This window comes from Pseudochelatococcus sp. B33 (assembly GCF_053570585.1).
In genome coordinates this window covers 169,052-195,689 of sequence record NZ_JBSEFH010000003.1, presented here as the reverse complement: position 1 = coordinate 195,689, position 26,638 = coordinate 169,052, and the positions used below count along the sequence as shown (strand labels likewise).

Below are 26,638 nucleotides of genomic sequence, written 5' to 3'. Positions count from 1 at the left end.
TTCGAGGAGACAGCAATGAATGAGCGTGGGCGGCCCCTGCAAACACCTTGCCGACGGATTTGCCGGCAGGACCGCGAGGCCGGGCATTGCGTTGGATGCGGGCGGACCGCAGCAGAGATTTTCGCCTGGTTCCGCATGTCCGACGAGGAGCGCGACGCGATTTCCCGGCTCTTGCCCGAGCGCCTAACCCGTCTGGAGGTCACGCATGATTTGTCGGAACAGCAATCCCGGCGCGGCATATCAGACTATGCCGCGACAGGAAGCGAGTCAGCACACAACGGGCAGAGAGGCCATTCCGACAGGCAAGCATAGGGATCAAATGTTTGTTTCTGTTTTCTTAATATACGATTTATTTTAGGTGTAATTATTGTTATTTAAATGTAATAAAGAGATATTCTGAAGCAGTTTTCGGCAAGATCCGTCGCATTATATCAAGGGAGATGTAGATGATATCCTCGGGCGGCCTTCTCCGGATCAGACTGGGATCGCTTTCTGCAGGCCAAGCCGATCCTCTTTGGTATCTGGTGCCTGGACACAAATGCAGGAAAGCATCTGTCCTGCGCGCCGCGAAACCGCTGCTTGCCGGCCTGTGCTTGTGGCGCTTCGCTTGCCGCCGTGCTAGCTTTATCCGTTATCGGAGTAGCCGAAATCCTCGAGCAGCCTTTCCCAGTCGCTGTCCGGTCCCAGAAGTGTGGCCGTCTGCCCCGAAATCCGGGAGATGATTCGCATAAGATGCCCGCGATCCTCTTCGTCAAGTCCGGACAGCATAGCCCGTTCCACTGCATACATAAGCGGCAGGACCTGCTGATAGACTTCCATCCCATGGTCGCTCAGGCGCAGAAGCTGCCGGCGGCGGTCCGATTTGTCTATCCGCCGCTGAATCAGCCGCTTCTTGCTGAGCTGAGCTGTCGCGCGGCTGACGGTTACGGGATCGGAGGCGATCATCTCAGTGATCGTCGTTGCCGATAGCGGGGCGTGATTGCCGAGGATCGCGATGATGCGCCATCCCATCACCGAAAGACCGAACCGGCTGCTATACATCGAATAGAGCACAAGGCTCGCGCGGTTCGCGAGCACCGACACGAGGTGAGGAAGGCTGCTGTCGGGAGAAAACTTGACATGCTCGGGAAGCCGGGGAACCTGCACCGCAGCTTTCGCGTTCTGCGCATCTTCCAGCTGATTGCCTTTCGTCATACCGGCTCACTTTCTTGAGGCACGATCTTACTTTCATCACTAGCGGCTATCGCCCTCCTATCACGTAGCTTGCTGCGGGGACAAACGCTGCGGTCCGATGTCGATATACACAAGGATGTCGGAGCGCCCGCGGTCCGTTGCTTCGCAAGCAGCCGCTGGCGTCCATGGCCGGGCACGGATGCTGCGATAATGCGGTGGTGGAGCTCGTCTCATTCTATGGAGGAAAGGAAAAACAGATGACCGAAAAGATGCTAGCCGGGGTTTCCAGTGAAACCGGTCTGAGCCTGACAGAAACCCCCGTGCCGCGCCCTGGAGACGGCCAGGTTCTTATCGCGGTAAAGGCGGCCGGTATCAACCGCGCCGATCTGAATGCGGCGAGGGGAGCGGGGGTGGCGACCAGGGCCTCGCTCGGCAAGCCGATCGGCATGGAATGGGCAGGTGAGGTCGTGGCGCTGGGGCGAGGGGTTGACAGCCTGCGCGTGGGCGACAAGGTCGCCTGTTCGGGCACCGGCGGCTATGCCTCTTTCGCCGTGACTGATGCCGGACGGTGTTTTCCGCTGGCCCGGGACATGCAGGACTGGGTGCGCTACGCGGTGCTTCCGCTGGCGGTCATGACGGCGCATAATGCATTGATCACCCAAGGAAGACTGCCCGAGGGCGGCTGTGCGCTGGTGCAGGGCGCAAGCTCTGCGGTCGGCTTGGCGGCCTTGCAGATCGCCGCGCTGAAGGGCGCCCGGGTCATCATCGGCACCTCCACCAACCCCGCAAAGCGCGCACGCCTGACCGAGTTCGGGGCCACACTGGCGCTTGATCCCACGCATCCGGATTGGGTTTCTGCGGTGCTGGAGGCGACAGGAGGCAAGGGTGCCGATACGGTGGTGGATATGGTGTCGGGCAGCGGCATCAACGCGTTGATGAAAGCCTCCGCCATTCAGGGCCGGATCGTGAACGTGGGGCGGCTTGGCGGCACAACGTCCGAGTTTGACTTCGATCTGCACGCTGCGCGGCGGCTCGACTACATCGGCGTCACTTTCCGGACGCGCAGTCCGGAAGAAATCCGCACCATCGTGGATCTCGCACGCAGCGATCTGTGGGCAGATATCGAAGACGGCCGGCTGGCGCTGCCGGTGGACCGGGTCTTTCCCCTGGCGGAGGCCGTGGCCGCGCATGAGCATATGCGCAGCAGCGCACATTTTGGCAAGATCGTTCTGGTTCCGTAAGTCGCCCCGTCCGAAACGCGGCGGCCAGACCCTATCCATAATCCCTGACAGCTTCCAGGTGATATCCCGGCCCAGCCTTCCGCCGTTCGGCAATGGTCTTGCCCGCCAGATAACCGAAGGTCATGGCTGGACCGATGCTGGCACCGCCACCCGGATATATGCCGTAGGTGATGGCATTCATGTCCAGCCCTGCGGCATAAAGGTTTGGGATGGGCGCGCCGGTCGCGCTCAGGACCCGCGCTTTCTCGTCGGTTCGAAGCCCCGTTACCGTGCTCAGATCGCCCGGATGCAGCGCAATCGCGTAAAAGGGCGGCTTGAGCAGCGGGGCGAGGCTGGGGTTCGGCTGGTTTTCCGGGTCTCCCCGGAATCGCGAATGCGCATCGGCACCACGATGAAAGTCGGGGTCTTCGCCTTTTGCCGCAAAGCTGTTGAACCGCTGCACGGTCTGCGCGAGCACAGCCGCGGGGACGCCGATCCGTTCTGCCAGCTCGGCCAGGGTACGGCCCTCGAAAAGGTAGCCGTTGCGGATCCACTTGCCGACCGGATAGGGAAAAGGCCGCACCATTCCCAGACCGTAACGGCGCAGGAACCTGCGGTCGGAAATCAGGAACACCTTCGACAGCTTTTGCGCCTGCATCGCCTGGACGAATTTCTGATAGCTGCCCGCCTCGTTCACGAACCGCTGCCCTTCCGGCGTCACGGCGAGTGAACCTGGCATATAGCGGTCGATGACTACGTGCGGCAGCAGCGTTTCCGATCCGTCCGGGTGGCGCAGGACGGAAACCGGCGACAGGATCCCATTGGAGGCATTGTTGCCTGCTTGCACGGCGCCGACCTCGACACCCATGCGGATGCCGTCCCCCTGTGCTTCTGCGGGTTGGAGCGACCTGTGGGCTTCGGCTAGGAGAAAATGCGCCTGCCGCAGGGTCTCGTTCGCGCCGAACCCCCCGGAAGCCAGCACAACGCCGTAGCGGCTGTGCAGTTCGGTCTCTGCTCCACCCCGCCGGACGACCAGTCCGGTCACGGCATCGCCCGCCCGCAGCAGGCGCAGCGCAGGCGTGTCGCGCCACAGGGTAACGCCGGCATCCAGCGCGGAACGCAGCAACCGCCCGGCGAGCGCGTTGCCGGCGACAAGTCGCGTACCCCGGCCATGGCGCAAAAGCTCGGAGCCGTGTCGCAGGACCATTTTGACGGTGTGGACGAACCCCGCCCGGCTGCGGAACGCCTTGCGCAGCGGTGTGACCTCGGCCCCCGCGATCTGCATCCCGAAGAGCGCGGTCATCACCTGCAGCGGCCGCCTGAGATGGTGCAGATGCGGGCCAAGCCGCGCACCGTCGAATTCCAGCGCAACGACGGCGCGCCCCTTCGTGGCGCCGGGCAGATCGGATTCATAGTCGGGCAGAGCCGTCGGGGCAAAGCGGACAGCAGTCGTTTCTTCCAGATGCTTCAGCATCCGCGGCGCCGCTTCCAGATAGCTTCCGATCAGTCGTTCATCATGGAAGTTGCCGAGCACAGCCTTCAGGTAATCGGCGGCGGCTTCCCGGGTATCGGAGAAACCCAGCATGGCCATGTGATGATTGCACGGAATCCAGGCCACGCCGCCGGAATAGGCTGTGGTTCCGCCAAAGATCGGGGCCTTTTCCACCACCAGAACTTTCAATCCCCCCTGAGCGGCCGTCACAGCAGCGGTCAGCCCGCCGGCACCCGATCCAACAACGATCATGTCGTAAACTGTGTCTGAATTTGTCATTGCCGGGCTGCCCATTACTGGAAATCTTCACGCTCAGTCTGGCCGAGTCCCCCGCCGGCTACTGCCCCTCTGGACGGGGACCGCGTCCTGCAAGCGCCTGTAACTCTGAGAGGGGACGGGTCGCTTCACGACTCGCACTAAGGTCAGCGCAGAATATGTGGAGGTACTTGCATGCTTGAGGCCAGCAGGGATGTGCGTTTCGAGTGGATACACATCCAGTACGACGACACCAGCAAGTTCGTTGAGACATACGGGTTCTCCGGAAATCAGGGGGCGGTGAACCTTGAGGGCATTCTCATGCGCCCCATCGGTGTTCCGGCGACGACGCTGTTCGTATTCATGCACCCTACGTCAACGCTGCAGCTTCTGCCCGTGCCGCGTTCGCTTGCCGAAAGCGGCCAGCATGTGCTGTGTTCAGGCAGCCGCTACGCCAGGAACGATACCGCTCTGATCCTGGAGAAGGTGCTGCTCGATCTTGGCGCATATATCCGCTACGCCAAGGAAATACTGGGATATAAAAAGATCGTGCTCGTCGGCTGGAGCGGTGGCGGCTCGTTGGCCCTGATGTACCAGTCGCAGGCCGAGACGCCGACGATTACCCAGGCACCTGCCGGCGATCCCATCGACATTCCCGGCGCCGGGCTGATCCCCGCCGATGCGGTGATGTTTCAGGCAGCGCATATCTCCCGGGCGCGGCTGCTTCTGGACAATATAGACCCCTCGGTGCTGGACGAACTCGATCCCGACAAGCGGGATCCGGAGCTGGATATCTATAATCCCGCCAATCCCAACCGGCCGCCTTATGACGCGGCCTTCATCACGCGTTACCGCAAGGCGCAGCGCGCGCGCGTCGACCGCATCCGCGCCCGCGTGATGGAGACGCTCGACATGCTCAAGGCGCGCGGTACGGGAGAGCTGGAGCGGCCTTTCGTGACCCACCGCACCTTCGCCGATCCGCGTTTTCTGGATCCGACCCTTGATCCCAACGACCGTCGGCCCCGATGGAGCTACCTGGGCAATCCGGAGACGGTCAATACCGGCCCGGTGGCGCTTGGCCGTTTCGCGACCTTGCGGGCATGGTTGTCGCAATGGTCGATCGAGGATTCCCAGGCCGACGGCGTGAAGAACGCGGCCAAGGTGACAGTCCCCTTCCTGGCCATCGAAAATTCCGCCGACGACGCCGTGCCCACCTATCACACGCCGATGATCTTCGAAGCGGCGGCCAGCGCCGACAAGACCTTCGCGGTCATCGAGGGCGGAACCCACTACTACGCCGGTCAGCCGGATCATCTGAAACAGGTCGTGACCCTGCAGCTTGCATGGGCACGGGAGCGGAACTTGATCGAACGCTAGAGCCGTGAACATTCGAACGGAATCGTGCCGCCGCCCTATTCATTTGTTGACGCATCAAGCTTCCGGTCGTGCGGAAGGCTTGATGCTGGGAACAAGAGGATTCTGCTGCAATGACAAACAAAGCTCCTTCCATTGTGGGCTGGCACCATGTGCCCTTTGGCAAACACCCCGAGGAAACCGTCGAAAGCCTCGTTGTCACGGCCGCGCATGGTGCACTCGAACACGCCGGGCTCCAGTCCGAGGACATCGACGAGATCGTCCTGGGCCATTTCAACGCCGGCTTTTCCAAACAGAGTTTTACCGCCTCGCTGGTGCTGCAGGCGGATGCAGCCTTCCGCTTCAAGCCCGCGACCCGAGTCGAGAACGCCTGTGCCACCGGCTCGGCGGCGATCAATCAGGCGTTGAAGTCCATTCAGGCCGGCGCGGCCCGAAAGGTCCTGGTGGTCGGGGTTGAAAAGATGACTGACGCCAAGGGTGACGAAATCGGCAACAACCTGCTCCGGGCCTCCTATCTGAAGGAGGAATCCGATATCGCAGGCGGGTTCGCGGGGATTTTCGGACAGATCGCCTCGCTCTACTTCCAGCGCTATGGTGACGTGTCCGACGCGCTGGCGCGTATCGCCGCGAAAAACCACTGCAACGGCGCATCGAACCCGCTGGCCCAGATGCAGAAGGATCTGGGGTACGAGTTCTGCCGGACCGAGAGCGACAAGAACCCCTTCGTCGCAGGGCCGCTCAAACGCACCGACTGCTCGCTGGTGTCGGACGGTGCAGCGGCCATGGTGATCACCGATGCGGATACCGCGACGGAGATGCAGCGCGCCGTCGCTTTCCGCGCCATGGCGCAGTGCAACGACTTTCTGCCCATGTCCGCCCGCGATGTGGTGAAGATGGAAGGCTGTACCCGCGCCTGGCAGAATGCCCTTGCTATGGCGGGTGTCAGGTTGGGTGACCTGTCCTTCGTCGAGACGCATGACTGCTTCACGATTGCCGAGCTCATCGAATACGAGGCCATGGGCCTTGCGGAGCCGGGGCAGGGGCGCCGTGTCATCGAGGAAGGGATCACCGAGATCGGCGGGCGACTTCCGGTCAACCCCTCGGGCGGACTCAAGGCCAAGGGGCATCCGGTCGGCGCGACGGGCGTGTCCATGCACGTGATGTCGGCCATGCAGCTTTGCGAGGTCGCGCCCGAGGGCATCCAGATCCCCGATCCGCGCCTGGCGGGGATCTTCAACATGGGCGGCACCGCCGTGGCCAACTACGCGAGCATCCTCGAACGCATACGCTAGCGCAGGGTGCAGAAAAGCGGGTCCCACTTTTCGTGGATGAAGCTGCACAAACTCAAGAATCGAGAGCGCACGTTCTGGTTCCGTCAGAACGTCTGACGCGCCAAGGGCGGGCGACGAGGGGGCAGCTCTCTCATATCCATGCAGGATTTGATTTTCCGGCCCCCCGGCGGGGGGACCACGTGAGCGCCGAGACTCAATATCAAGGATGAGCGAATTCAACGCAGACATGCGAGGAGAATGGAAAATGACAACCGTTACCGAGACCGGAGCACCTGCCGCGAAAACGGCGAGCAACCCGGGGCTGACCCCGATGATGCTCAACCACGCGGCCTGGGTCACCCATGACGTCGAAGCCACCTACGATTTCTACACCCGCATCATGGGCATGGAAATCGCAAGCACGGTCATCGACGATGCGGTTCCGTCGACGGGCGATGCATTCCCCTATTTTCACATCTTCTTCAAGATGAAAGACGGCTCGACATTCGCATTCTTCGAAGCGCCGGGGCTGCCCGCGCCGGCGAAATCCACGCACCCGGCGTATGATATCTTCACCCATATCGCGCTTGAGGTGGACACCGTCGAGGAGTTGCAGAAGTGGCATAACTGGCTGCTGGCCAACAATATCGACGTGGTGGGGCCCACCGATCACGGCATCATCATGTCGATCTACTTCTTCGATCCCAACGGCGTGCGGCTTGAGATCACCACGCCGTTGGACAAGGACTGGAATAACCACACCGCAACTGCGGAAGAGGATTTCCGTCTCTGGACCGGTGCCAAGCGCAAGGCCAAGGAAGACGGCAAGGACGTCGTCGAAGCCATGATCGCTTTGGCACGCAAGCGGCGGGCAGAGCGCAACGCGGCAGCGGGCAAGGCCCACTGACACCAGCTTGCGATAAAAACTGCCACTTCATCGAAACGCCGGCAATTCCCTCGCAGAAATGCCGGCGTTTCCCGTTCCGCTGGTTGGATGCGCTTGGCCCAATATCCCATGACCGGGGGGCTGCACGTCGCTCCGAAATACAGATAGATACCTTGGGCCGCCGAGGCTGCCGCGATTATCCGTCGCGATTATATCTGCGGATCGGCCACGCGCACGACGAGGCCATCCAGTTCCTCGGACATGACGATCTGGCAACTCAGTCGGCTTTCCGGTTCGCGCTGCATCGCGGTGAAGTCGAGCATCTGATCCTCGGTCGGCGACATCTCGGCGATACGGTCCAGCATCTGCTTGGTTTCAACGACCACGTGGCAGGTCGCGCAGGTCATGCCCCCGCCGCACTCGCCGATGATGCCTTCGACACCTGAATCGCCGGCTGCCCGCATGATAGACACACCGGGCGGGACATCCAGTTCAACCCTGCTGTGGTCAGCTTGAATAATCGTCACTTTGGCCATGCCATTCTCATCCTCTGGATCTCGGGTCGTCTGAAAATGCCGGGCGCTCCGCGGTGGGCGGGGCCGGATGCCGGTACTTGCGACGGGACCCGGATAGTTCCAGCTTATGCCTAACATGCCGAGTGCCGGAGCATGTCCCCCCGCCTGGGGTCGGGCTGATGCTGCTGCGCACCGCAGAACATTCCGGACCGGCAGGGCGAACCAGCCATTCGGGGCCACACGATCGCCCCAATGAGCCGTTCTCAGGCATCCTGCTTCGAAATCCCCGCGCCGATAAGGACGCCGTCGAAGGCGCGCTTGGTCACCAGGGGGTTGAAATGGAACTTGTTGAGCCAGATCTTGCCATCGCGCAGCCGGAAGACGGCGATGTAGTTCTGGTCGTAGATCCCACCTGTCTCAGTCACGCGGCTGCGGCCGTTAAATTCGACGATGATACAGTCGGGATCCGCTGTGCGGTGAATTTCCTTGATGGTGAAGACCATGTCCTCGCGGCCCGCGAACATGCGCCGGTAGTCGTCGACAATCTCGTCGCGGCCTACCAGCGCTGCCGTCAGCCCCTCGAATCTCCAAGGGTGTTCCTGCACGGCATCCTCGGTCTAGATCCCGGCAAAGGTATCCAGATTGCCTCTCATGAGATTGGTGAAGAACCCGAGGACGGATGCCTCATTTCCATTTCTGGGTTCGATTTCGGTGGCGATTGTGGGTTCCATGAGCCCATCCTCCCTAATGGCGCTGGCGCGATCCGGTCAGGTACCCGTCTTTGCGAGCGCCGCGGCGAACGTCGCAATCTTGCGTCCGTAATATTCCGCTGCCGTCAGCGCCTCCTCGGCCAGCGGCACTCCCTTGGGAGCGGTGAAGCTCACTCCGTAGGGGTTGCCGCCCGCGGCATAGAGCGAGGGATCGGTGTAGCCTGCCGGGACGATGATCGACCCCCAATGATACAGGACGTTGTTTAGCGCCAGCAGGGTGGATTCCTGGCCGCCGTGGGTATTGCCGGCGCCGCAGAACACCCCGCCCGGCTTGTCCTGCAGCTTGCCTGTCGCCCATTTTGGTCCGGTCTGGTCGATGAACTGCTTGAGCTGCGCTGCGGGCAGGCCGAAGCGCGTAGGTGAGCCCAGCAGAAAACCATCGCACCATTCCAGATCGTCCGGCGAGGCAAGCGCGATGTCCTTGCTGGTGTCGACATGCGCACGCCATTCCGGCCGGGTGTTGATCACTTCGTCCGGAGCGAGTTCTTGCACACGCCGCAGCCGGACCTCGGCCCCGGCTGCGCGGGCGCCTTTCGCCGCTGCCTCGGCCATCAGATAGGTGTTGCCGGTGCTGCTGTAATAGATGATTGCGATGCGAGCCAAGATCGCGGTCCTTCTGCTCTCCATTGTCTGGATTTGTCTTAATCTTTCGCTGTCCTTTGACATGTCCCCTGCACGGGGACAGCGCTCGCCGCGGAAACGTTTACGCCACATCCTGTCGTCTACCGGCCAACTTCAGAGCCTCTTCGCCATCGCCCGCACGGCGATCCGCTCCGCAGTTTCGGGCACGCCGGCATGATGAGACCAGCAGTGCCGTGTCCGGGCCGCACGCACATCACACATGGCCGGAAAATCGTCCGTCGGGCTCAGCCCGCGGCTGCAAGGGAGGGCACCATGCGATTCAAGGACCAGATCGTCGTCATCACCGGCGGCGGATCGGGAATGGGCGAAGCGGCATCGACGCTTTTCGCCAGCGAAGGCGCTATCGTCGCCGTCAACGACGTGAAGCGCGAGAACGCCGAGCGAACGGTCGCCGCGATCGAGGCGGCGGCCGGCCGGGCCTTCGCCATCCCCGGCGATATCGCGGACAGGCAGTTCGCCGCTGACACCATCGCGGAGATCGTGTCCCGTCACGGGCGCATCGACGTCCTGCTGAACGTTGCGGGCATTGCCACGGTTCAGCCGGCGGAAAGCTATGACGCCTGGGACCGCATCCTGGCGGTTGATCTGACCGCGCCTTTCATCTGGAGCCAGGAGGCGGCGCGGCAGAGCATGCTGCCGAACCAGCGTGGCGCCATCGTCAATGTGTCATCGCTGGCAGGGCTTGTCGCGTATCCGAACGACGTGGGCTACATCTCGGCCAAATCCGGTCTGCTTGGCCTGACGCGGGCGCTGTCGGTGGAATGGGCGCGTCGCGGAATCCGGGTCAATTGCATTTGCCCGGGCTTCACAGACACCCAGATCATTCGTGATATGGAAGCGATCGATCCCAACCGTTTTGCCGAACGCAAGCAGCGGATTCCGCTGGCGCGCGCCGGGACGGCGGACGAGATGGCCCTGGCGCTGGCCTTCCTCGCTTCCGACGACGCCTCCTACATCACCGGGGCCGTGCTGACGGTCGACGGCGGGCAGATCGCGCTGTCGTCCGGCTGGTCTCCGGCCTGAAGGCCGCGCTTTGGCAGGCGCGTGGACGAGAACGCCGGCTGCGGTCCCCGGCGCCGGGGACCGCAGGGGCGCGCCGCGCGGATAGGGTCGCCCGACGCAGGAGCCGATTGGCCCGAAGCAACCGGGGCGGGAGGATGAACATGCTGAATTTCGGACTGAAGGACCGCGTCCTCTTCGTTACCGGGGGCGCGTCGGGCATCGGTCGCGCGACGGCGCTGATGGCGGCTGACGATGGCGCCCATGTGGCCATCGTCGATCAGAACGAGGAGCGGATCGGGGACGTTCTGGAAGAGCTTCGCGGCAAGGGCATCAGGGCTTTCGGCACGGCGCTGGACGTGCGGGACCCGGCGGCAACCGCCGAGGCCGTCAGACGCACGGAGGCGGAGCTTGGCCCGATCGACGCGCTTTTCGCGGCGGCCGGCGTTTCGACCACGAAGCCGGCCGAGGGGCTCGACGTTGAGGAATTCGACCGCGTCATGGACGTGAACGTCAACGGCGTTTTCGTAAGCTGCTGCGAGGTGGGCAAGGTGATGATCAGCCGGGGCCGGGGTGCGGTTGTGGTCGTGGGCTCGATAGACGGTCTGGGCGGGCATCCCGGCCGCACGCACTATGTCTCGTCGAAATTCGCCGTTCAGGGCCTGACGCGCAACCTCGCCCTGGAATGGGGACGGTACGGCCTGCGGGTCAATGCGGTCATGCCCGGTTTCGTGGACACGCCGCTCTTGCGCCGGAGCATACCGCAGGGCTTCATCGACAACGTGGTCAACGACCGGACCCCGATGGGGCGCATGGCCCGGGCCGAAGACATCGCCGGGGCTGCGCTGATGCTCATGTCGGACGCGGCTGCCTACGTGAACGGCGCGATCCTGCCGGTGGACGGAGGATTGAGCGCCGGAGTGCTGACCCGCAGCTGTGGCGGCGATTACGCCAGCAAGTCGCTACTGGAAGCCGGAGTCTATACTGAATGACACGGGACGAAATCCTCGATGCCGATCCCCCGGAGCAGACGGTCGAGCTGACGTTGCGGCGGCTGATTGCGCGCTACGCCCATGTGGCCGACGCGGGCGATCAGGATCGTTTCGTGGCGCTGTTCACCGTGGATGGGACCTGGACGCGCGAAAACTCTCCTCCGGCCGAAGCGGGCGGCTCCGGGCTACCGCCAGAGGTCCGGCAGGGCGAAGCGGCATTGCGCGAGCTGCTTCAAGGGTCGATCGTTGATCGGTTCAAGCGGAAATTCCGCCACCAGATGACGGATGTGGTGATCGCCGCCGGGCGTGGGGTGGACGAGGCGCACGGGCTGTGCCGCGCCCTGATCACCAACTGGCGCGACGGACCGGGCAAGCTGGCGATGAGCGCGCTTTACCAATGGGAGTTCCGCCGCATCTCGGGGGTCTGGAAGGTCGCCTCGGTCAGCGTCAGGGTGCTGCCCGAATGACCAAAGCCCGGCGCGTCAGCGCGCCGGCTCCAGGTTCGTCCGTGGCATGCCGTAGGTACCGGGCCGGCAGGAGGCGACAGCCATAGCCGGGCAGGGGAGGCTGCGGGATCCGGGCCTCGATTCCTTTGATCGCTGTCAGAAGGGTGACCTGCCGCTGTGGGTTATGGCGTGCAAAATCTCCTCGGTCGCGCTGACCGGGGAAGCTTCCTGTCGTTCGATCAACATGATGCGGACGCTGAAGATCTTGCCCATGCGGTTTGCCGCCCTGCGTAGAACACGCAGCAGGCCGCACCTATTCAACGCTTCGGGACCGATGCGAACTGGTGGTCTGCGGCAAGACGTTGCCGGCTGAAGGAGGACAAAGATGCGTGGACTGAGGGGCAAACGAGCCGTTGTCACAGGCGCGGGTCAAGGCATTGGCCGCGGCATAGCCGAGCGGCTGCGCGACGAAGGCGTCCGGGTTCTGGCGGTGGATATGAAGGCGGAGGGGTTGGATGGGTTCGGGCCCGACCCCGATCTGGCTGTGCTGACACAGGACGTCACCGCCCCTGATGCCCCTGCGCGGATCGTGGCGGCATGCCGCGAGGCTTTCGGCGGGATGGGTATTTTGGTGAACAACGCAGGCCTTGGCGCCGCGCCGCCGCTGCACGAGACGACGGATGAGGTGCTGGACCGCTATCTTGCCGTGAATCTCCGGGCGACGCTCCGCCTCTCGCGCGACGCACTGCCCGATCTGTTGCAGAGCCATGGCGCTATCGTGAACATCGCCTCCAGCATCGCGTTGGCAGGCTATCGCGGCTGGGGAGCCTATGCGCCCGCCAAAGCCGGCGTGGTGGGCGCCACCCGCCAGATGGCCGCCAGCTATGGTCCCCAGCGTCTGCGGGTCAATGCCGTCGCCCCGGGTATCACCCGGACGCCCGGCACAGCCGCCCGGATCGATAACGCCGAGTTCCGCGCCCGCATCCTCAGCACGAAGCCTCTGCCGGGGACTGCCGAGCCGTCGGACATCGCGGCTGCGGTTGCCTTCCTTGCCAGCGACGAGGCCCGCTTCATCACGGGACAGGTGCTGGCTGTGGACGGAGGGCAGAGCTCGAGCGTCTTTGCCGAAGAGGGCATGATCCAGGCCTATGCAGAGCGCCTTGGCGCCCGAGGCCGAACGCTCTGACATTCAAAATCAACGATCGAGAGGAGTCCTGACAAATGTTGATCACGCTTGGATTCTACAAGCGCAAGCAAGGCCTGAGCTTCGAGGAGTTCTGCCAAAAGTGGTCCGTCGAATATGGCAGCCTCTACGGCACGCGCCCCGAAGTCACCCGCTACCTGCGCCGCTATGTCCAACATCGCCTGTCGCCGCAGACCGACTTTCCCGCGCCCTTCGTCGGCTTCGATGGCTTCTCCGAATCCTGGTACGATAGTGCCGACGACCGCAAGGCCCTGCATGAAAGTAAGTACTTTCAGACCGTACTGAAACCGATGGCGGCGGAATTCCTCGATCTTGAGAAGTCGACCTTTGCCGCTTATGACAGCCAAGTCTATCAGGTGGGCCCGGCTCCCGAGCTTTTCAAAGGCTGAATAATTGCGGTCGTATCCGGCGATACAGCCGCCTTCTCAGACATCGCCATTTCCCGTGCAGATGCTCGCCATGCCGGATACCGGCATCGTAGCCGGCCGCTACGATATCCCCCATGCGGTTGTCAGGTCGACGACGATGTCCGGACAGGATCTGAGGCGAGATTCCACGGGAAAAGAAAAGCCGCCCCGACGGGCGGCTTTCCGGCCATGAAGGGAAGCGTTGGCTTACTGGCTGACGGCTGCAGCTTCCGCCTTGTAGCGCTCGAGAATCTCGGCCGCGTTCTCCAGGCCGGCGGCCTTGGCGCGGGCGATCCAGGCATCTTCGACAGGCTGGACCCGCTCGCGGACCTGTTCAATCTGTTCCGGCGTCGCCTTGCCCATGTAGTATCCGGCCGCTGCCACCGTTTCGAGCGCCCGTTCGTCGGCCAAGTCGTATTGCTGGCCCACCCGCGCGGCCAGGACGGGGCCGGAAATCGACATGATCGCCGCCTGGTCGGCTGGCGAGATCCGGTCCCAGGTCGCCTCATGCAGGCCGAGGATGTTCACCGCATTGCCCAGGCCTCCGGGGATGTGGAAGACCCCGTCCAGCAGATCGAGCTGGTTGAAGCCGGTCACGGTGTTCAGGTTGGTGACCTGGCCGTCGATCTGGCCGCTGGACAGCATCTCATAGGCTTCAGCGGCGGATTTCAGGATCGGCACTGCCCCCAGCGATTCCAGCACCGGCGCCAGCGCGGGGGTGCCGATGCGCAGCTTAGCGCCTTTCAACTCCTCGACGCTGCTGATATTGCGGCCCTTGGTAACGATCTGGAGCGGCGTGGTCAGCGGGAGGGACAACGGCACGACACCCCTGAAAATCTCCTGCTGTGCCAGTTCTTCGCGATATATCTTGTCGACGAGCGGCGACAAGACCGCGCTTTTCGGGTGAATCTGCCCGAGGTCGCCAAATTCAATGTACGGGAAGCGGCCGGGAGTATAGCCCAGAGTCATCCAGGACAGATCGGCCAGTCCGTCGCGGATCACGTCGTACTGGCTGGCGGCGGTCCCGACCACCTTGGGCGTTACCTCGACCTTCACGCGGCCCTCGGTCACCTGCTCGATTTCCTTCAGCCAGGGGGCCAGTACGTCCTCCCATAGCCAGAAACCCTGCGGCAGCCAGTTGGAATATCGGATCGTCACGGTTTCGGCGGTGGCGGGCAGGGTGCTGGTCAGCCCGACTGAGAGGGCTATCGCAAAGGCGGCCAGACTGGACTTGATCGCGGACATAGAGGTTCCTCCCTGGGTTTCTGGTCGTGGGACATTCCCCGCAAGCTGTCAGCCTGGACCCAATGCGAACAGATATCTGTCCCTGTGAGGGGGGGCCGGCCGGCCCGTCAGGGGGGATAACCTATTGGTGGGCGCTAGAGCGGCGGGCACTCAAGTTGAATCGTACTACCGCTCTATCTTCTTGTTTATGCATCAAATTTCTCCCAAAAGTGCGCACACTTTTTGGTTTGATGCTATAGCGGAGGAAGCAAGATGACTGACGTAGCCGAGCGTGTGGATGCGATCCGCGTGAGCGCTGCCTGAGATGCCGATGCCCGAACAATCCCCAGAGCCGATCCGCCAGTTCACCTTTCTGCGCCGCCGCGACGGCCTGTCGCGCGACGATTTCCTGCGCGCCTGCGCAGCGTATTTCGCAGGCAGGGCGCTGCCCGACCCCACGGTTGCCGCCGTCGCGCAAAGCCTGCACCGCAATGAGATCCAGCCACAGGTGCCGGGGCTGATGCCAGAACCGATTTGGGATGTGCTCGACGAAACGCTGCTGCGGCCCGGATCTGCCGAGGCGCCGGGCGACCGGCTCGATACTTTTCCCGATCATATCGACCCTGATCGGATCGTGCAGTTCCGCGCCCGGCAGAGAGTGGTTCTGGACGGTCCTGCGCGCGGGATCCGCATCCTCAGCCTGCCGCGCCGCCGCGCAGGGCTCAGCCCGGATGACTTCAGTCGCCACTACTTCGAGGTGCATGGCGCGCTGGTGGCCAGGAACGAGGCTTTCACCACCCATTGCAACCGCTATGTACAGCATCACGTGCTGCCGGGAACGGTAAGGGTGACTGGCGGTTTCGTGCCTTATGACGGGATTTCCGAATTTTGGTTCGACAGCGTGGACAAGGCGCGCGCCGCCTGGGAGGCGCCGTCCTACATGGCCGAACTGCGCGCGGACGAAAAAAACTTCGTCGGCAGCCCGCCTTCGCACCGTGTCCTGGCGGTGCCAGTCGCGGTACAGGCGGGCTGACCTGACGGGCCGCGCCGCATCGGCATTAACCTCGGCGGTCGTCGGAGGCGCCACGTGAAGAGCACTGCGCTGCCGGCGGGGCCACGGGGTGCCTCATCCTTCTAGCTTGACTGCCCTTCGGTATCCTGCCGAACGGTGTCGGTGTTCTTGGTCAAGCGTTAGGTCGGTCTTGCTCACGATCTGACCTCTCCATCGCTCTTCCCGACTGTGGGACCTATGATCTTTCTCGCTATTCCGATAGCGGTCATTGCTGTGGGCCATCCCGCATAGAACGCGATGTGCATAATGAGTTCCCTCAACTCCTCCGCCTTCATTCCGTGTTCTATCGCTCGGATCAAATGAAACTCGAGTTCGTTGGAACGATAGAGCGCGACCAGTGTCGCCACTGTGATCAGACTTCGATCTCTCTTGGAGAGTTGCGACCGCTCCCAGATGTCGCCGAAGAGCACGTCGTCAGTAATATCGGCAAGCCGCGGCGCAAAATCGCCGAACGCTTTCTGTGCCGGTGTCTTCTCAGTCACAATCAGCCTCCAATTTTTGTTCGCAGACCTCTACCCTGGACCGGCCCTGCGGTTGTCCGCGCGCTTGCCGTAGCGAACCGACGTGTCGTCATGGAATCACGCTTGGCGATGCCGCGTCTGGGCTTGGCCAGATCGCCTCTCGGGCGATGCGCTCACGTCACCACGTTTGCGATCGCTTCGAAGTAACAGCACGGGGGGACAGCTTCCCGCACCCTAGCGGCTTCAGGTCCAATTGCAGCCTGTCCCCATTGGCAGGGATAGAGGTGAACGTCGTCGGTGGGACATCCTGAAGGTATTCGTGCAGCTTGATAGCGGTGCCATACATAACACCCATGCCAAATGATCCGATTCCCAGCTTTGACGAGACGGCTGCCGGGGCAGCGTCTGCTCTGCTTTATAAAACCTGGATGGCCGGCTCGGTGATAGGCGAGCTTCCGCCGGACATTCGTCCGTTGACGCGCGAGGACGGCTACCGCGTCCAGGCGTTGTTGGAAAGTCGCAGCCCGCGGCCGATTCATGGCTGGAAGGTTGCCGCCACAAGCGTTGCTGGTCAAAGTCATATCGGTGTAGATGGCCCGCTGGCTGGACGCATCCTATCCGAAAGGATAATCGCCAATGGCGGCAGCGTGCCGTTCCACCCGAACCGTATGGCCGTCGCCGAGGTTGAGTTTGCCTTTCGCATGGGCCGCAGCCTCCACCCCCGAGCAGATCCTTTCGACATAGACGAGGTCCTTGATGCCGTTGCCAGCTTCCACGCTGCGATCGAGATTCCCGATTCACGCTATGTCGACTTCGCGACTGTCGGCGCGCCGCAGATCATCGCCGACAACGCCTGCGGCCACTACTTTGCCGAAGCTGAGGCGACGGGCGTAGACTGGCGAGGTATGGATTTGGCCAACCATAAACCGGTTGGAGAGGTCGTAGGGCACCTCAAGCGCGAGGGCAGCGGCACCAACGTCCTGGGCGATCCGCGAGTTGCGCTCGCTTGGCTAGTGAACGAACTGCGCGCGATAGGAATTACTTTAGCCGAGGGTCAAATCGTAACCACGGGTACCTGCATGGCACCGCTTCCGGTGAAGCCTGGCGATCGTGTCGTTGCCGACTTTGGTGTGCTTGGCCGTGCTTCGGTGCTGTTCGTCTAGGCATGGGCCGCGTCAGCGGGATGTTGCCACAGTAGCTGGAGGTTACCATTGAAGGACGATTTCGAGCCACTAGAGAATATCGAACACCGTTGGAACGCGGCGTCATCTCCCTGGAATCCGACGGCCTTGAGCGAGATCTACGACAAAGATGCTGTCTTCTTTGGAGGACGGCCCGCGAATTATGTCAGCCGAGAGAAAATCAAGGATTATTTCGCTTCCTACAACGAGATGTTCAAGGCTGCTTCTCTGAAACTCGTGGAGCAGTCGGCTGTTCAAGTATCCGAACATGCGATTATCTATCAAGGATACGGCGATTTCGCCTTTCACCTGCATGATGGTCGAGTAACTTACAATACCCTTAGAACAAGCTTGGTTCTCTGCCGCAAGGCCACTTCCTCGGGTGAATGGCAGATATTCATGCATCATTTCTCTCCGTCGCCGGAGACGCCACCGGTTCCGCAGTGAAGGTACTGGATGGTGTTTGCCGGGCTCGCGATTGACAGCGAGCAGCGCCAATCAAATGTATGTCCACCACGCTCCCGAGCAGAATTTGTCCCGTAGCGCATCCTTCCATTGCTGGCTGAATAATGCGCCATCAATTCCTGGGACTGAACACCTTCAAGGCGATCAAATCCCAGGGAGTAGGCGAGCCTCAGTCGCCGAATGCTTTCATAAAGTTGAGCGGGTTCACATATTCGCGGCCGAGCACGATCTTGCCGTCGCGCAGCTTGAAGATGAACACATATCTCTGGTCGTAGGAGCGGCCGTTGGCGACGACGATCGAATGTGCGCTCGCCTCGACGATGATGACGTTCGGGTCTGTCGTCTGATGGATTTCGTGTATCCAGAACACGTGATCCTTACGGCCGGGCAGCGCCTTGACGTAGTAGGACAGGATTCGCTCCTTGCCGTTCCAGACGTCTTCGAAGTTCGGCAGTTCCTGGGCGAAGGGGATTTCCTGTACGGCATCGTCTGCCCAAAGGTCGGCAAAGGCCTCAAAGTCCTTCTTCATCAGGGTGGTGTAGAATCCCAATACTGTGGCCTCGTTCGCATTGCGCGGCACAACCTCGTCTGCACGTTGCTTCATTCGTTCTCTCCTTGTATTGGCTATCGTCTCGCAATTCTTGCGCCAGCTCTCGGCAAGTTGCACCACGCGCAAGGTTCTCGGGAGGCGGAGACATTGTCTGTCCCCCGAGTGGTGACAGGAACGTCGTTACGCCGTGACTGGGCTGTCCCCATCCGCGGGTGCATTGCTTGCTGCCATATCCTCTAGGCTTCGTGATTGTCGCACTTGAGTCCGGAGCGTTCGCTCCATTCAGGCAAGCTGGGGGAAAGCAGATTGGCTAGGATCGCAATGGTCTATTACAGCAGCACCGGTCACAACCATGTGCTCGCGCTCGCTGTGGCTGAAGGGGCCGATGCCTGAAAGGGGGCGACCCATGGTCGGTCCGGGCTCAGGGCGCAGGGCCGTTGAGCGTTCGGCGCGCTTTCAGTACGCGGCGGCGGCCCTCGTCCTCTTCCTGACGCTACTGGGCAGCCACTTGGCGACGCCGCTCTATCCGCTTTGGAAGGAAAGCTTCAGTCTAAGCACGGCGCAGATCACTGTAATCTATGCCTGCTATCCCATCGGTGTGATTGGCGGTCTCCTCCTCGGTGGCCGCCTCGGGGACCAGATCGGTCGCCGACCGTTGACGCTCGTCGGCATTCTGCTGACGACCTGCTCGACCATCGTCTATCTCACCGCGACCGGCATGGCGCACCTGGTTTCTGCGCGCCTGCTGAATGGTATCGCGATTGGTCTGATGAGCGGTCCTGCGATGGCAGCGATAGTGGAGCTCCATCCCACTGGTGATCGCTCCGAAGCTTCGCGCATCGGTGCCATCACGACGCTGGCCTCACCGGCGGCAGGCTTGCTTCTGGCGACAATTGTTATCCAGTTCGCTACGGTGCAGCACGCTACCACGCTTCCCTTCCAGATCCAGCTGGGGGGTCTTGTCGTCGCCCTTTTGCTGCTCTGCACCTATCGCGAGACCATTCTGCCAGAAAACCGTCGACCCTTCGGCAGAGCGTCTTTCGGGCCACGAAAGGTGAGCATGTCGCGTGATATACGTGCTGGTTTGGCCTTCGCTTCGACCACAGGAGCTGTCGATTGGGCCAATGCCGGCCTGTGGCTTGCGCTCGGTCCGGTCATGGTCGTTGAGGTGATGGGGGCGTCCAGTCAATTTTTGGGTGGGCTCGCGGTGGTTGCCTTTCTCAGTATGGCAGGGATGGTACAACTGGCTGCGCGCGGGATGCCCTGTCGTCGAGCGATTACGCTGGGCCTAGCGCTTATCCCTCCGAGCCTTGCCCTGATCTGCGGCACGCTGGTTTGGGAATCCGCTTTCGGACTTGTCGCGAGCGCTATCCTTGCAGGCGTCGCACAAGGTCTGTGCTGGTTGGGCAGTTCCGAGCTTGTCAACCGCATCACGCCGGGCGCGATCCGTGCCTCGGTGCTTTCCGGCCTGTTCATCGCCGGCTATTTCGGCGCGGCAATTCCGGTGATCGCGACGGGCTTCGCGGCCGACCGGCTCGGATTGGTGCCGGCGATCCTGATGCTAGGGGTAGCATTGTCCCTCCTCGCGGGTATCCTGCTGCTTTACAATCGCCGATTTGCCCGAGGCGCTGTGCGATGACGGTGCAAGCCTGCGTCAGATCAAGCGCGGCGCGGTGGATGACGCCGGTTATCTCGAAGACGATATCCGGTTCAACCAGCAGGCCAGCGCCAGGCCATTCCGACCGCACCGATCATCCCGGCCAAGTCCGCGCAACTATCGCTACGGCCTGACCGGTGACAGCCCGCCCTGGCGGTTCATCTCCGTCTTCGACGATGGCCGCCGGCTGGTATCGTCCCTGGGGCCTGTGAGTGCTTCCGCCCGCTTCTGGTCGTTTCGGTGACAGTGCCGTCGGAAATCCTTGCGGCATGTTTCGCAGGCCGGGGGGAGGGAGACGGTAAAGCGGCGGAGAAAAGGGCGGCCCGTGCCTCCGCCATCCCCGTCAGCGGGCCAGATGTCGTGGAGATCGACAATTCCGGCACGCTGGAAATAGCGGGCGAAAGGCTTCTCGCGCTTCTCGCCCGCGTGCCGGCCTGACGGTTCAGGCCCGCTTCTCGGCGGCGAACTGCCAGTGCCAGCTTCCCGGCCGCTTCTCGGCTCCATCGCGGAGATAGAGGAGCTCAAAGCCTGACAGCAGGCTCACCAGCCCGGCCGCGTCGGTATAGAAGTGCGGGTGCACCTTGTCCGAATCCTCTTCCGCGTCTGTGCCGGACATCTCGCGCACGAAGGTGTCCGGGGCGACCTCGGTGCCGACGCCATAGCCGGCATTCCGCTTCGAGAGCATCGTGCCCTGGAAGAGGCCGCCCGGCTTCAGCACGCGGCGGATCTCGTCCACCGTCGCACGAACGATCGCCGGGTCGCCGTGATAGATGACGTTGAAGGCGAGGACGTAATCGAAGCTGCCATCCGCGAAGGGAAGCTCGTTCATGGGCGAGACATGGGTCTCGATTGACAGCCCCTCCTGCTCCGCCACGCGGCGAAGCTCGGTGAGGCCTGCTTCGGCGAGATCGACAGCCGCCGTCCGGAACCCGAGCCGGGCGAAAAGGAGCGCGTGGCGGCCGACGCCGCAGCCGAGATCAAGGGCCGCGGCCTGGTGGTTCCCGGCCAGGAGCTCCGCCAGATTCGCCACCGCGGGATCAGGCACCAGCCACTCCGCGCGTCCCTCCTCGGTGCTCCAGCGGCGGTTCCATGCGCGGTGGGCGGTGTCGGTCTTCATGTTTTTCTCCTGATCTCGGTGATGCGGTCTGTCACGGGCCAATCGGGAATGCCGCTCCGCGGCCGCCATCGAAACCATCGTTTCCTGGCAGCAGAACCGTGTGCCTGATGCATAGGCCCGACAGCCTTCCCTATCTTTCCCGCCTTTCGGGAATGGCCCCCTTGGCGATCTCGTTCGTCTTTGTCCTCGCCGTGGTCGTCGGCGTCATCTGCCGGCGATCAGAGGACGTTGTCATCGCCGGGGAGCGACTTCAAGCGGTCCCTGCGATGATGCGGCTGCGTAGCCGTCCGCCGATCTGCTCCACGGCAAGCACGAGGGCGAAGATCGCGAGGATGATGGTCAGCGCCTGCTGGTAGTTGAAGAGGTTCATCGCCACCGCCAGCTCCATGCCGATGCCGCCGGCCCCGACAATGCCGAGCACGACCGAGGAGCGCGTCGCCTTTTCGAGGCTGAAAAGGCTCGTCGCGATCATGGAAGGCATGGCGGCCGGCAATACGGCCGAACCGATAATGTCGAGCCGCGAGGCGCCGAGCGCCCGAAGCGCTTCCTGCGGTCCCTCGTCGGCTTCCTCCATCGCTTCGGCGAAGAAGCGGCCGCAGAAGCCGATCGTGTCAACGATGATGGCGAGCGTTCCGGCAAAGGGGCCGAGGCCGACCGCTACCACGAAGATCAGCGCCCAGATGAGGTCCGGGATCGTGCGGAAGAAGGAAACGATCGTCCGCGAGGCGTAATAGACGATGCTGCTCGGAGAATGCGTCCGCGTCGCCAGGATCGCGATCGGCAGGCTGATGATCACACCGACAAAAGTGCCGACGAAAGCCATCTGGAAAGTTTCGAGGAGGCGGAGGAGCACCGCCGACAGCCGGCTGATGTCCGGCGGGAACATGTCTGTCAGCAGCCGCCAGATATTCGGCAGGCCCTCGATGAAGCGCCATACCGAGAAGCCGGAATCGTAGAAAGAGAAGACGAGCGCCCCCCCGACGGCCACGAGGAGGGTGAATTGCAGCGGCGTGGTCCGGCCGAGGCGCGAGGGCGCCCGCAGCCTTGTGGAGACGGGATCAGGCATAGAAGGTCCTCAGCGTTTCGGCGCTGTAGCTGCTGGCGCGGTCGTCCATGGCGATGCGGCCGGCGCGAAGGCCGATGATCCGCTCGGAATAGTCGAGTGCATGGCGAAGGTTGTGCGTGGTGAAGACCACGGTCACGCCGCGCGTGCGGGCGAGGCTGATGAGGAGGGCCATGACTTCCTCTCCGGCGGTCGGGTCGAGGCTCGCGACCGGCTCGTCGGCGAAGATGATGCTCGGCCGTTGCATGAGCGCGCGGGCAATCGCCACGCGCTGCGACTGGCCGCCGGAAAGCTTGTCGGCGCGGCTCATCGCGCGATGGGCGAGGCCGACATAGTTGAGCATCTCCATCGCATCATCGCGGACGGAGCGAGGAGCCAGTGCCTGATGCCAGGTGAGCGGCCCGCGGAGACGCGACTGCGCGCCGTGCACGACATTGCTGAGAGCCGAAAGCCGGCCGGAGAGATTGTGTTTCTGGAAGACGAAGCCGACCTTGGCCCGCGTCTTGGCGAGGGCCGAGTGCTTCTGGCCGGTCAGCGGTGCGCCGAGGATTTCGATCGAGCCTTCATCGGGCTCGATCAGGCGCAGGCAGCAACGCAGGAGGGTCGACTTGCCGGCTCCGTTGGCGCCGATGAGGGCGACAACGGAGCCTTTGGCGACCGAGAAGCTGACATCACGCAGGATCTCCATCGAGCCGAAGCGCTTGGTGAGGCCACGGACAGAGAGGTCGGTGGTGGCTGGCGAATGGTCGGTCGCGAAATGGGTGACGACGCCCATGCCCGTTTCGGCCTGGAGCTGGTGACGCAGCTGCATAGGGATTACTCCACGGGCTTGGCGAATTGCGGCTGGCCGATGGCGATATAGCCTTGGCGCATCATCTCGTAATCGCTGTCCTGCACGTCGGGCAGGAAGGCGGAGAGCTTGTAGCGGTCGGCGCCGTCCTCAGTGGCCGAGAGCGCCTTTATCAGCTTCGCGGCGGTCTCCGGATTGCGGAAGGTTTCCTTCAACTTCTCGACGATCGCGGGGTCGACATGGGCGCCGGCGATCAGCACGTCGTTCGGCAGGTCCGGGCTGCGGCCGATCACGCGGAAGGTACCGGAGTTCACTTCCGGGTCCCTGTCGCGGAGCCTGACGTAGTTGCTGCTCGAAACGCCGAGCGCCGCCACGTCACCACGCTTGAGGGCGGTGTAGCCCACCTCGGAGGAGAGGTGCTGGCCCGTGGTGTCCTTGGACGGGTCTAGGCCGCCGGCGGCAAGCACCAGCGACGGGCCGATATGGCCGGAAGTCGAGCCGATGTCGTTGAGCGCGATGGTCTTGCCCTTGAGGTCGGCGATGGTGCGGATGCCGCTGTCCTGGCGCACGGCGACGACCGAGAAGTAGTCGGGACGCGAGAAGGCGACGACCGGAACGACCTTCGTCCGGCTGCGGTAGATCGTGTATTCGGACGGGCCGGTGAGGACGAACTCGACCTGCTCGGCGCGCAGGGCTTCGCCCGCGACGGTCCGGTTGCTGACCGGGAAAAACTCGAACTGAAGGCCGGTGGTCTCGGCGAGCGTATCGCGGAAGGCCGTGTATTCTCTCTGGAGCTCCTCGAGGCCTTCGATATCGGTCACGGCGAAGCGATAAGTCTCGGCAGCCGACGCTGCATTGGCAAAGGCAGCCGCGATGAAGGCGGTCGCCAGTGCGAGCTTGCGAAGAAACATGGACAACTCCTCTCGTATCTTCACCGAATTCTCGGTTCTCACAGGAGAGGCTTTGACGGTTACAGCGATGTGTCGCGAACGTGACGCATGCCTGACGGATTTGAGACAACCCGTCAATTCATACCCGCCGTGGAAGAGAGCCGTAAACAGAAGAGATCTTTTCTGACAACATGCTGGCGGGAAGCAAAGGCTTCGGCTTGATCGAGTAATATTCTTGCGGCCGCGGGGAGCCTGTCGTCTGCTCTAGCGGCTTGGCGACTTGCGGCTGGCCGATCACGATAGAGCCTTGCCGCATCATTTCGTAGTCGGCATCGTCGATATCAGGCAGGAAGGCGGAGAGCTCGTAGTGGAGGCGCGAATCAGTAGCGGACGATGAGTTCCATGTGCTGCGGTGAGACCCGCGTGTGGGAGACGACGATCGGAATGCCATCTGCGTCGACATTGATGTTGACCATGAGGATGGCGGGCCGGCGACGTGGCTGCAGGAGGATGTCGGCGTCGGCGCTTGACAATGGAATCGCCGTGATTCGCGTTTCGAAGCGGCTGTAGTCTTCAATCCCGTAGTGACGCCAGGCTTCGGTGAAACTGTTCGATTCCTCGATGTATTTCTCGATGCCCTTGAAGCGTGGAAGCGGGAAATAATTGGAGGAAACAGAGACCGGAACGCCATCGGCAAGGCTTAGCCGTTCGACCTTCCGGACGAACTGGTTCCTCTGGATTTTCAGGTCGCTGGCGATCGACTTGTCCGCCCGCACGCGCTGCGCGTACAGGAAGCGGCGCTCGCCGGTCCGCTCAACATCCTGCAGAGTCGAGATGAGGCGGGTCTTCAGTCCGAGCGGATGGCGCACGACCCGTTCCCGCACGAAGCTGCCGCGACCCTGCTCGATACGGATGCGGTCCTGGTCGCGGAGGACCTGGAGGGCCCTGCGTATCGTGTTGCGATGGACGTTGAATGTGACGGCGAGTTCCTGTTCGGTTGGCAGGCGGTCGCCAGGGACATATTTCCCGGTGATGATGTCCTTGGTCAGCGTCTCGACGATGAGGCGCCAGAGCGAGGTCGAGCCTCGCCTTTCGGCAAGCGACGCCTTCTCGGGGGGGAGATTGGTGTTCATCTGCGGGCCTCAAGGTCATCTGCGGACCTCAAGGACGGCACAATAGTAGAGCAGGCCGCCCACATCAACACGACGAGCGTCGCACATACCAATCCTGAACTGTTACAGTTTTCGTAGCCTGTCCGTCATCGAACTGATGCAAAAGCATAACGCAGGAAACCTAAATTTCCCACTCTGATGAGCAAGAGGGATATGCAGGCCTGCAATGAACGATCTTGGAGTGATATCGCCGGAAATGCGGCATGCTGGTTCGACGGAGCGCTCCGCCGAAATGGTTTTCACCAACGCCCGCATTGTGACGGCTGACGAAGTCCTGCGCGGAACGGTGCAGGTGCTCGACGGCATCATTGTCGATATCGCCGGCGGAGCCACGGCGGTTCCGGGTGCGCTCGACCTTGAGGGGGACTATCTTCTGCCTGGCCTCGTCGACGTCCACACGGACCATCTCGAGAAGACGAGCATGCCGCGCGCGGGAATGTTCTGGCACCCGATGAACGCGGCCATGACGCATGACATTATTCTTGCTGCCGCGGGCATCACGACGGTTTTCGATTCCCTCGTCGTCGGGGCGGTCGGCAACCCCGACCGGAGAAAGCTCCTCCCGCTGATGATCCGGGGGCTCGCCGATGCCCGCAGAGCCGGCCTCCTGCGCATAGACCATCTGCTCCACCTGCGTTGCGATGCGCGCGAGGCGGGGTTGATGGATGTTCTCGCCCCTTATCTGGATGATCCCCTCGTGCGCTTCGTCACCATTCTTGACGACAGCCCCGGTCGGGACCCCGCTCGCTTCCGCCGTACCATGCTCCGCAAGAAGGCGAGCGAGGAGGAAATCGCCCGCGAAGAGGCCGACGCTGCCGTCACGGATGAACTTGCACGCAACAACCGTCTTGCCCTTGTCGAGGCCTGCAAGGCGCGAGCACTGCCTTTCGCCAGTCATGACGACACGCTGGTCGGGCACATCGCCGAGGCTGAGGCCTTCGGCATGACAATCTCGGAGTTTCCGATCTCCATCGACTCGGCGCGCGCGGCCGGTGCGGCGGGAATGGCGATCATCACCGGCTCGCCCAACATCGTTGCAGGCCGCTCTCATGCCGGCAACGTCTCGGGCCGCGATCTTGCTGCGGAGGGCCTCGTCGATATCGTCTGTTCCGATTACATTCCCGCCAGCCTGCTCCACGCCCTCTGGGTCCTGACCGCGGATTCGATCGGCCTCGGCCTGCCAAAAGCGATTGCCATGGGCACAAAGCGGCCCGCCGAGCTTTTCGGCCTCTCCGATCGCGGCGAGATCGCGCCGGGCCTTCGTGGCGATCTTGTACGTGTGAACGAGCGTGACGATACGCCCATCATCCGCAATGTCTGGGTTGCCGGTCGGCAGGTTCTCTGAGGCGC

General features: G+C 62.6%; 29 protein-coding genes and 1 pseudogene. 17 read left to right on the top strand and 13 right to left on the bottom strand.

Features of this window, described 5'->3' with window-relative positions:
• Positions 1-15 precede the first annotated feature (15 nt).
• Positions 16-312 (top strand): DUF1289 domain-containing protein, encoded by a 297-nt coding sequence (locus ACUSIJ_RS04485; RefSeq protein ID WP_449307166.1) that lies wholly within the window; start codon positions 16-18, stop codon positions 310-312.
• A 312-nt stretch (positions 313-624) separates the two neighbouring features.
• On the opposite strand, the gene ACUSIJ_RS04480 is transcribed toward ACUSIJ_RS04485, so the two are convergent.
• Entirely contained in the window at positions 625-1,194 is a 570-nt protein-coding gene (locus ACUSIJ_RS04480) for a MarR family winged helix-turn-helix transcriptional regulator (protein WP_449307165.1), read from the bottom strand.
• A 236-nt stretch (positions 1,195-1,430) separates the two neighbouring features.
• Between ACUSIJ_RS04480 and ACUSIJ_RS04475 the strand changes: the two genes are divergently transcribed.
• Positions 1,431-2,414, top strand: a complete 984-nt coding sequence (locus ACUSIJ_RS04475) for a quinone oxidoreductase family protein (protein WP_449307164.1) — start codon at positions 1,431-1,433, stop codon at positions 2,412-2,414.
• A 31-nt stretch (positions 2,415-2,445) separates the two neighbouring features.
• On the opposite strand, the gene ACUSIJ_RS04470 is transcribed toward ACUSIJ_RS04475, so the two are convergent.
• The gene (locus tag ACUSIJ_RS04470) at positions 2,446-4,164 is read right to left on the bottom strand and encodes an FAD-dependent oxidoreductase (protein WP_449307163.1); all 1,719 of its coding nucleotides are present in this window, start codon (positions 4,162-4,164) and stop codon (positions 2,446-2,448) included.
• A gap of 171 nt (positions 4,165-4,335) precedes the next feature.
• On the opposite strand from ACUSIJ_RS04470, the gene ACUSIJ_RS04465 reads away from it, so the two are divergent.
• From ACUSIJ_RS04465 to ACUSIJ_RS04455, 3 genes are all read left to right on the top strand, one after another.
• A complete protein-coding gene (locus ACUSIJ_RS04465; RefSeq protein ID WP_449307162.1) occupies positions 4,336-5,517 on the top strand; it encodes an alpha/beta hydrolase in 1,182 nt (393 codons plus the stop codon).
• A 110-nt stretch (positions 5,518-5,627) separates the two neighbouring features.
• Positions 5,628-6,806 (top strand): acetyl-CoA acetyltransferase, encoded by a 1,179-nt coding sequence (locus ACUSIJ_RS04460; RefSeq protein WP_449307161.1) that lies wholly within the window; start codon positions 5,628-5,630, stop codon positions 6,804-6,806.
• Between the two features lie 244 nt (positions 6,807-7,050).
• Positions 7,051-7,692 (top strand): VOC family protein, encoded by a 642-nt coding sequence (locus tag ACUSIJ_RS04455; RefSeq protein WP_449307160.1) that lies wholly within the window; start codon positions 7,051-7,053, stop codon positions 7,690-7,692.
• 188 nt (positions 7,693-7,880) lie between these two features.
• Here the strand turns inward: ACUSIJ_RS04455 and ACUSIJ_RS04450 are convergent, their stop codons facing one another.
• The 3 genes from ACUSIJ_RS04450 to wrbA all read right to left on the bottom strand — a co-directional run bounded on the left by ACUSIJ_RS04450 (position 7,881) and on the right by wrbA (position 9,559).
• Positions 7,881-8,207 carry a 2Fe-2S iron-sulfur cluster-binding protein gene (locus ACUSIJ_RS04450; RefSeq protein ID WP_449307159.1) on the bottom strand — a complete coding sequence of 109 codons (327 nt, stop codon included), beginning with the start codon at positions 8,205-8,207 and terminating at the stop codon, positions 7,881-7,883.
• Between the two features lie 242 nt (positions 8,208-8,449).
• A complete protein-coding gene (locus ACUSIJ_RS04445) occupies positions 8,450-8,791 on the bottom strand; it encodes a nuclear transport factor 2 family protein (RefSeq protein ID WP_449307158.1) in 342 nt (113 codons plus the stop codon).
• Positions 8,792-8,953: 162 nt separating this feature from the next.
• The gene (wrbA, locus tag ACUSIJ_RS04440; protein ID WP_449307157.1) at positions 8,954-9,559 is read right to left on the bottom strand and encodes an NAD(P)H:quinone oxidoreductase; all 606 of its coding nucleotides are present in this window, start codon (positions 9,557-9,559) and stop codon (positions 8,954-8,956) included.
• A 291-nt stretch (positions 9,560-9,850) separates the two neighbouring features.
• On the opposite strand from wrbA, the gene ACUSIJ_RS04435 reads away from it, so the two are divergent.
• The 5 genes from ACUSIJ_RS04435 to ACUSIJ_RS04415 all read left to right on the top strand — a co-directional run bounded on the left by ACUSIJ_RS04435 (position 9,851) and on the right by ACUSIJ_RS04415 (position 13,628).
• Complete coding sequence (locus ACUSIJ_RS04435; RefSeq protein ID WP_449307156.1) at positions 9,851-10,621, top strand: SDR family NAD(P)-dependent oxidoreductase; 771 nt, start codon at positions 9,851-9,853, stop codon at positions 10,619-10,621.
• Between the two features lie 140 nt (positions 10,622-10,761).
• On the top strand, positions 10,762-11,589 hold the full coding sequence (locus ACUSIJ_RS04430; protein WP_449307155.1) for an SDR family NAD(P)-dependent oxidoreductase: 828 nt from the start codon (positions 10,762-10,764) through the stop codon (positions 11,587-11,589).
• A complete protein-coding gene (locus ACUSIJ_RS04425) occupies positions 11,586-12,056 on the top strand; it encodes a nuclear transport factor 2 family protein (protein ID WP_449307154.1) in 471 nt (156 codons plus the stop codon). The genes ACUSIJ_RS04430 and ACUSIJ_RS04425 overlap by 4 nt, the downstream gene beginning before the upstream one ends.
• Positions 12,057-12,420: 364 nt before the next feature.
• Entirely contained in the window at positions 12,421-13,221 is an 801-nt protein-coding gene (locus ACUSIJ_RS04420; RefSeq protein ID WP_449307153.1) for an SDR family NAD(P)-dependent oxidoreductase, read from the top strand.
• A gap of 35 nt (positions 13,222-13,256) precedes the next feature.
• Positions 13,257-13,628 carry an EthD domain-containing protein gene (locus ACUSIJ_RS04415; RefSeq protein ID WP_449307152.1) on the top strand — a complete coding sequence of 124 codons (372 nt, stop codon included), beginning with the start codon at positions 13,257-13,259 and terminating at the stop codon, positions 13,626-13,628.
• Positions 13,629-13,853: 225 nt separating this feature from the next.
• On the opposite strand, the gene ACUSIJ_RS04410 is transcribed toward ACUSIJ_RS04415, so the two are convergent.
• The gene (locus tag ACUSIJ_RS04410) at positions 13,854-14,891 is read right to left on the bottom strand and encodes a TRAP transporter substrate-binding protein (protein WP_449307151.1); all 1,038 of its coding nucleotides are present in this window, start codon (positions 14,889-14,891) and stop codon (positions 13,854-13,856) included.
• Positions 14,892-15,201: 310 nt separating this feature from the next.
• Here ACUSIJ_RS04410 and ACUSIJ_RS04405 point away from each other — a divergent pair, with 310 nt between their 5' ends.
• Positions 15,202-15,903 carry an EthD domain-containing protein gene (locus tag ACUSIJ_RS04405; protein ID WP_449307150.1) on the top strand — a complete coding sequence of 234 codons (702 nt, stop codon included), beginning with the start codon at positions 15,202-15,204 and terminating at the stop codon, positions 15,901-15,903.
• 173 nt (positions 15,904-16,076) lie between these two features.
• On the opposite strand, the gene ACUSIJ_RS04400 is transcribed toward ACUSIJ_RS04405, so the two are convergent.
• Positions 16,077-16,424, bottom strand: coding sequence for a carboxymuconolactone decarboxylase family protein (locus ACUSIJ_RS04400; protein WP_449307149.1), 348 nt, complete (start codon positions 16,422-16,424; stop codon positions 16,077-16,079).
• 332 nt (positions 16,425-16,756) lie between these two features.
• On the opposite strand from ACUSIJ_RS04400, the gene ACUSIJ_RS04395 reads away from it, so the two are divergent.
• Together ACUSIJ_RS04395 and ACUSIJ_RS04390 are read left to right on the top strand one after the other, a co-directional pair.
• A complete protein-coding gene (locus tag ACUSIJ_RS04395; RefSeq protein WP_449307148.1) occupies positions 16,757-17,566 on the top strand; it encodes a 2-keto-4-pentenoate hydratase in 810 nt (269 codons plus the stop codon).
• A gap of 48 nt (positions 17,567-17,614) precedes the next feature.
• Positions 17,615-18,031, top strand: coding sequence for a YybH family protein (locus ACUSIJ_RS04390; protein WP_449307147.1), 417 nt, complete (start codon positions 17,615-17,617; stop codon positions 18,029-18,031).
• Between the two features lie 187 nt (positions 18,032-18,218).
• Here ACUSIJ_RS04390 and ACUSIJ_RS04385 read toward each other — a convergent pair whose 3' ends face one another.
• On the bottom strand, positions 18,219-18,653 hold the full coding sequence (locus ACUSIJ_RS04385) for a nuclear transport factor 2 family protein (protein WP_449307146.1): 435 nt from the start codon (positions 18,651-18,653) through the stop codon (positions 18,219-18,221).
• 352 nt (positions 18,654-19,005) lie between these two features.
• On the opposite strand from ACUSIJ_RS04385, the gene ACUSIJ_RS04380 reads away from it, so the two are divergent.
• The 3 genes and pseudogenes from ACUSIJ_RS04380 to ACUSIJ_RS04370 all read left to right on the top strand — a co-directional run bounded on the left by ACUSIJ_RS04380 (position 19,006) and on the right by ACUSIJ_RS04370 (position 20,694).
• Positions 19,006-20,238, top strand: a complete 1,233-nt coding sequence (locus ACUSIJ_RS04380; protein ID WP_449307145.1) for an MFS transporter — start codon at positions 19,006-19,008, stop codon at positions 20,236-20,238.
• Positions 20,239-20,301: 63 nt separating this feature from the next.
• Positions 20,302-20,446 (top strand): annotated as a pseudogene (locus ACUSIJ_RS04375) (P-type conjugative transfer protein TrbG); the annotation flags it as partial.
• Between the two features lie 50 nt (positions 20,447-20,496).
• Positions 20,497-20,694, top strand: coding sequence for a hypothetical protein (locus ACUSIJ_RS04370; RefSeq protein WP_449307144.1), 198 nt, complete (start codon positions 20,497-20,499; stop codon positions 20,692-20,694).
• A 4-nt stretch (positions 20,695-20,698) separates the two neighbouring features.
• Here the strand turns inward: ACUSIJ_RS04370 and ACUSIJ_RS04365 are convergent, their stop codons facing one another.
• The 5 genes from ACUSIJ_RS04365 to phnF form a co-directional block, all read right to left on the bottom strand.
• Complete coding sequence (locus ACUSIJ_RS04365) at positions 20,699-21,373, bottom strand: class I SAM-dependent methyltransferase (protein WP_449307143.1); 675 nt, start codon at positions 21,371-21,373, stop codon at positions 20,699-20,701.
• 250 nt (positions 21,374-21,623) lie between these two features.
• Positions 21,624-22,439: a phosphonate ABC transporter, permease protein PhnE gene (phnE, locus tag ACUSIJ_RS04360; protein WP_449307142.1), complete on the bottom strand. Its 816-nt coding sequence runs from the start codon at positions 22,437-22,439 to the stop codon at positions 21,624-21,626.
• Complete coding sequence (locus tag ACUSIJ_RS04355) at positions 22,432-23,247, bottom strand: phosphonate ABC transporter ATP-binding protein (protein ID WP_449307141.1); 816 nt, start codon at positions 23,245-23,247, stop codon at positions 22,432-22,434. Before ACUSIJ_RS04355 ends, phnE begins: the two co-directional genes overlap by 8 nt.
• A 5-nt stretch (positions 23,248-23,252) precedes the next feature.
• Entirely contained in the window at positions 23,253-24,137 is an 885-nt protein-coding gene (gene phnD / locus ACUSIJ_RS04350) for a phosphate/phosphite/phosphonate ABC transporter substrate-binding protein (RefSeq protein ID WP_449307140.1), read from the bottom strand.
• Between the two features lie 359 nt (positions 24,138-24,496).
• Entirely contained in the window at positions 24,497-25,249 is a 753-nt protein-coding gene (gene phnF / locus ACUSIJ_RS04345; RefSeq protein ID WP_449307139.1) for a phosphonate metabolism transcriptional regulator PhnF, read from the bottom strand.
• 205 nt (positions 25,250-25,454) lie between these two features.
• Here phnF and ACUSIJ_RS04340 point away from each other — a divergent pair, with 205 nt between their 5' ends.
• The gene (locus ACUSIJ_RS04340) at positions 25,455-26,633 is read left to right on the top strand and encodes an alpha-D-ribose 1-methylphosphonate 5-triphosphate diphosphatase (protein WP_449307138.1); all 1,179 of its coding nucleotides are present in this window, start codon (positions 25,455-25,457) and stop codon (positions 26,631-26,633) included.
• The last annotated feature ends 5 nt before the right edge of the window (positions 26,634-26,638 follow it).

Excerpts from the sequence above, each read along its gene's own strand:
- ACUSIJ_RS04485 (WP_449307166.1), top strand. The coding sequence starts at position 16 with ATGAATGAGCGTGGGCGGCCCCTGCAAACACCTTGCCGACGGATTTGC.
- ACUSIJ_RS04480 (WP_449307165.1), bottom strand. The coding sequence starts at position 1,194 with ATGACGAAAGGCAATCAGCTGGAAGATGCGCAGAACGCGAAAGCTGCG.
- ACUSIJ_RS04475 (WP_449307164.1), top strand. The coding sequence starts at position 1,431 with ATGACCGAAAAGATGCTAGCCGGGGTTTCCAGTGAAACCGGTCTGAGC.
- ACUSIJ_RS04470 (WP_449307163.1), bottom strand. The coding sequence starts at position 4,164 with ATGACAAATTCAGACACAGTTTACGACATGATCGTTGTTGGATCGGGT.
- ACUSIJ_RS04465 (WP_449307162.1), top strand. The coding sequence starts at position 4,336 with ATGCTTGAGGCCAGCAGGGATGTGCGTTTCGAGTGGATACACATCCAG.
- ACUSIJ_RS04460 (WP_449307161.1), top strand. The coding sequence starts at position 5,628 with ATGACAAACAAAGCTCCTTCCATTGTGGGCTGGCACCATGTGCCCTTT.
- ACUSIJ_RS04455 (WP_449307160.1), top strand. The coding sequence starts at position 7,051 with ATGACAACCGTTACCGAGACCGGAGCACCTGCCGCGAAAACGGCGAGC.
- ACUSIJ_RS04450 (WP_449307159.1), bottom strand. The coding sequence starts at position 8,207 with ATGGCCAAAGTGACGATTATTCAAGCTGACCACAGCAGGGTTGAACTG.
- ACUSIJ_RS04435 (WP_449307156.1), top strand. The coding sequence starts at position 9,851 with ATGCGATTCAAGGACCAGATCGTCGTCATCACCGGCGGCGGATCGGGA.
- ACUSIJ_RS04430 (WP_449307155.1), top strand. The coding sequence starts at position 10,762 with ATGCTGAATTTCGGACTGAAGGACCGCGTCCTCTTCGTTACCGGGGGC.
- ACUSIJ_RS04425 (WP_449307154.1), top strand. The coding sequence starts at position 11,586 with ATGACACGGGACGAAATCCTCGATGCCGATCCCCCGGAGCAGACGGTC.
- ACUSIJ_RS04420 (WP_449307153.1), top strand. The coding sequence starts at position 12,421 with ATGCGTGGACTGAGGGGCAAACGAGCCGTTGTCACAGGCGCGGGTCAA.
- ACUSIJ_RS04415 (WP_449307152.1), top strand. The coding sequence starts at position 13,257 with ATGTTGATCACGCTTGGATTCTACAAGCGCAAGCAAGGCCTGAGCTTC.
- ACUSIJ_RS04410 (WP_449307151.1), bottom strand. The coding sequence starts at position 14,891 with ATGTCCGCGATCAAGTCCAGTCTGGCCGCCTTTGCGATAGCCCTCTCA.
- ACUSIJ_RS04405 (WP_449307150.1), top strand. The coding sequence starts at position 15,202 with ATGCCCGAACAATCCCCAGAGCCGATCCGCCAGTTCACCTTTCTGCGC.
- ACUSIJ_RS04395 (WP_449307148.1), top strand. The coding sequence starts at position 16,757 with ATGCCAAATGATCCGATTCCCAGCTTTGACGAGACGGCTGCCGGGGCA.
- ACUSIJ_RS04385 (WP_449307146.1), bottom strand. The coding sequence starts at position 18,653 with ATGAAGCAACGTGCAGACGAGGTTGTGCCGCGCAATGCGAACGAGGCC.
- ACUSIJ_RS04380 (WP_449307145.1), top strand. The coding sequence starts at position 19,006 with ATGGTCGGTCCGGGCTCAGGGCGCAGGGCCGTTGAGCGTTCGGCGCGC.
- ACUSIJ_RS04365 (WP_449307143.1), bottom strand. The coding sequence starts at position 21,373 with ATGAAGACCGACACCGCCCACCGCGCATGGAACCGCCGCTGGAGCACC.
- phnE (WP_449307142.1), bottom strand. The coding sequence starts at position 22,439 with ATGCCTGATCCCGTCTCCACAAGGCTGCGGGCGCCCTCGCGCCTCGGC.
- ACUSIJ_RS04355 (WP_449307141.1), bottom strand. The coding sequence starts at position 23,247 with ATGCAGCTGCGTCACCAGCTCCAGGCCGAAACGGGCATGGGCGTCGTC.
- phnD (WP_449307140.1), bottom strand. The coding sequence starts at position 24,137 with ATGTTTCTTCGCAAGCTCGCACTGGCGACCGCCTTCATCGCGGCTGCC.
- phnF (WP_449307139.1), bottom strand. The coding sequence starts at position 25,249 with ATGAACACCAATCTCCCCCCCGAGAAGGCGTCGCTTGCCGAAAGGCGA.
- ACUSIJ_RS04340 (WP_449307138.1), top strand. The coding sequence starts at position 25,455 with ATGAACGATCTTGGAGTGATATCGCCGGAAATGCGGCATGCTGGTTCG.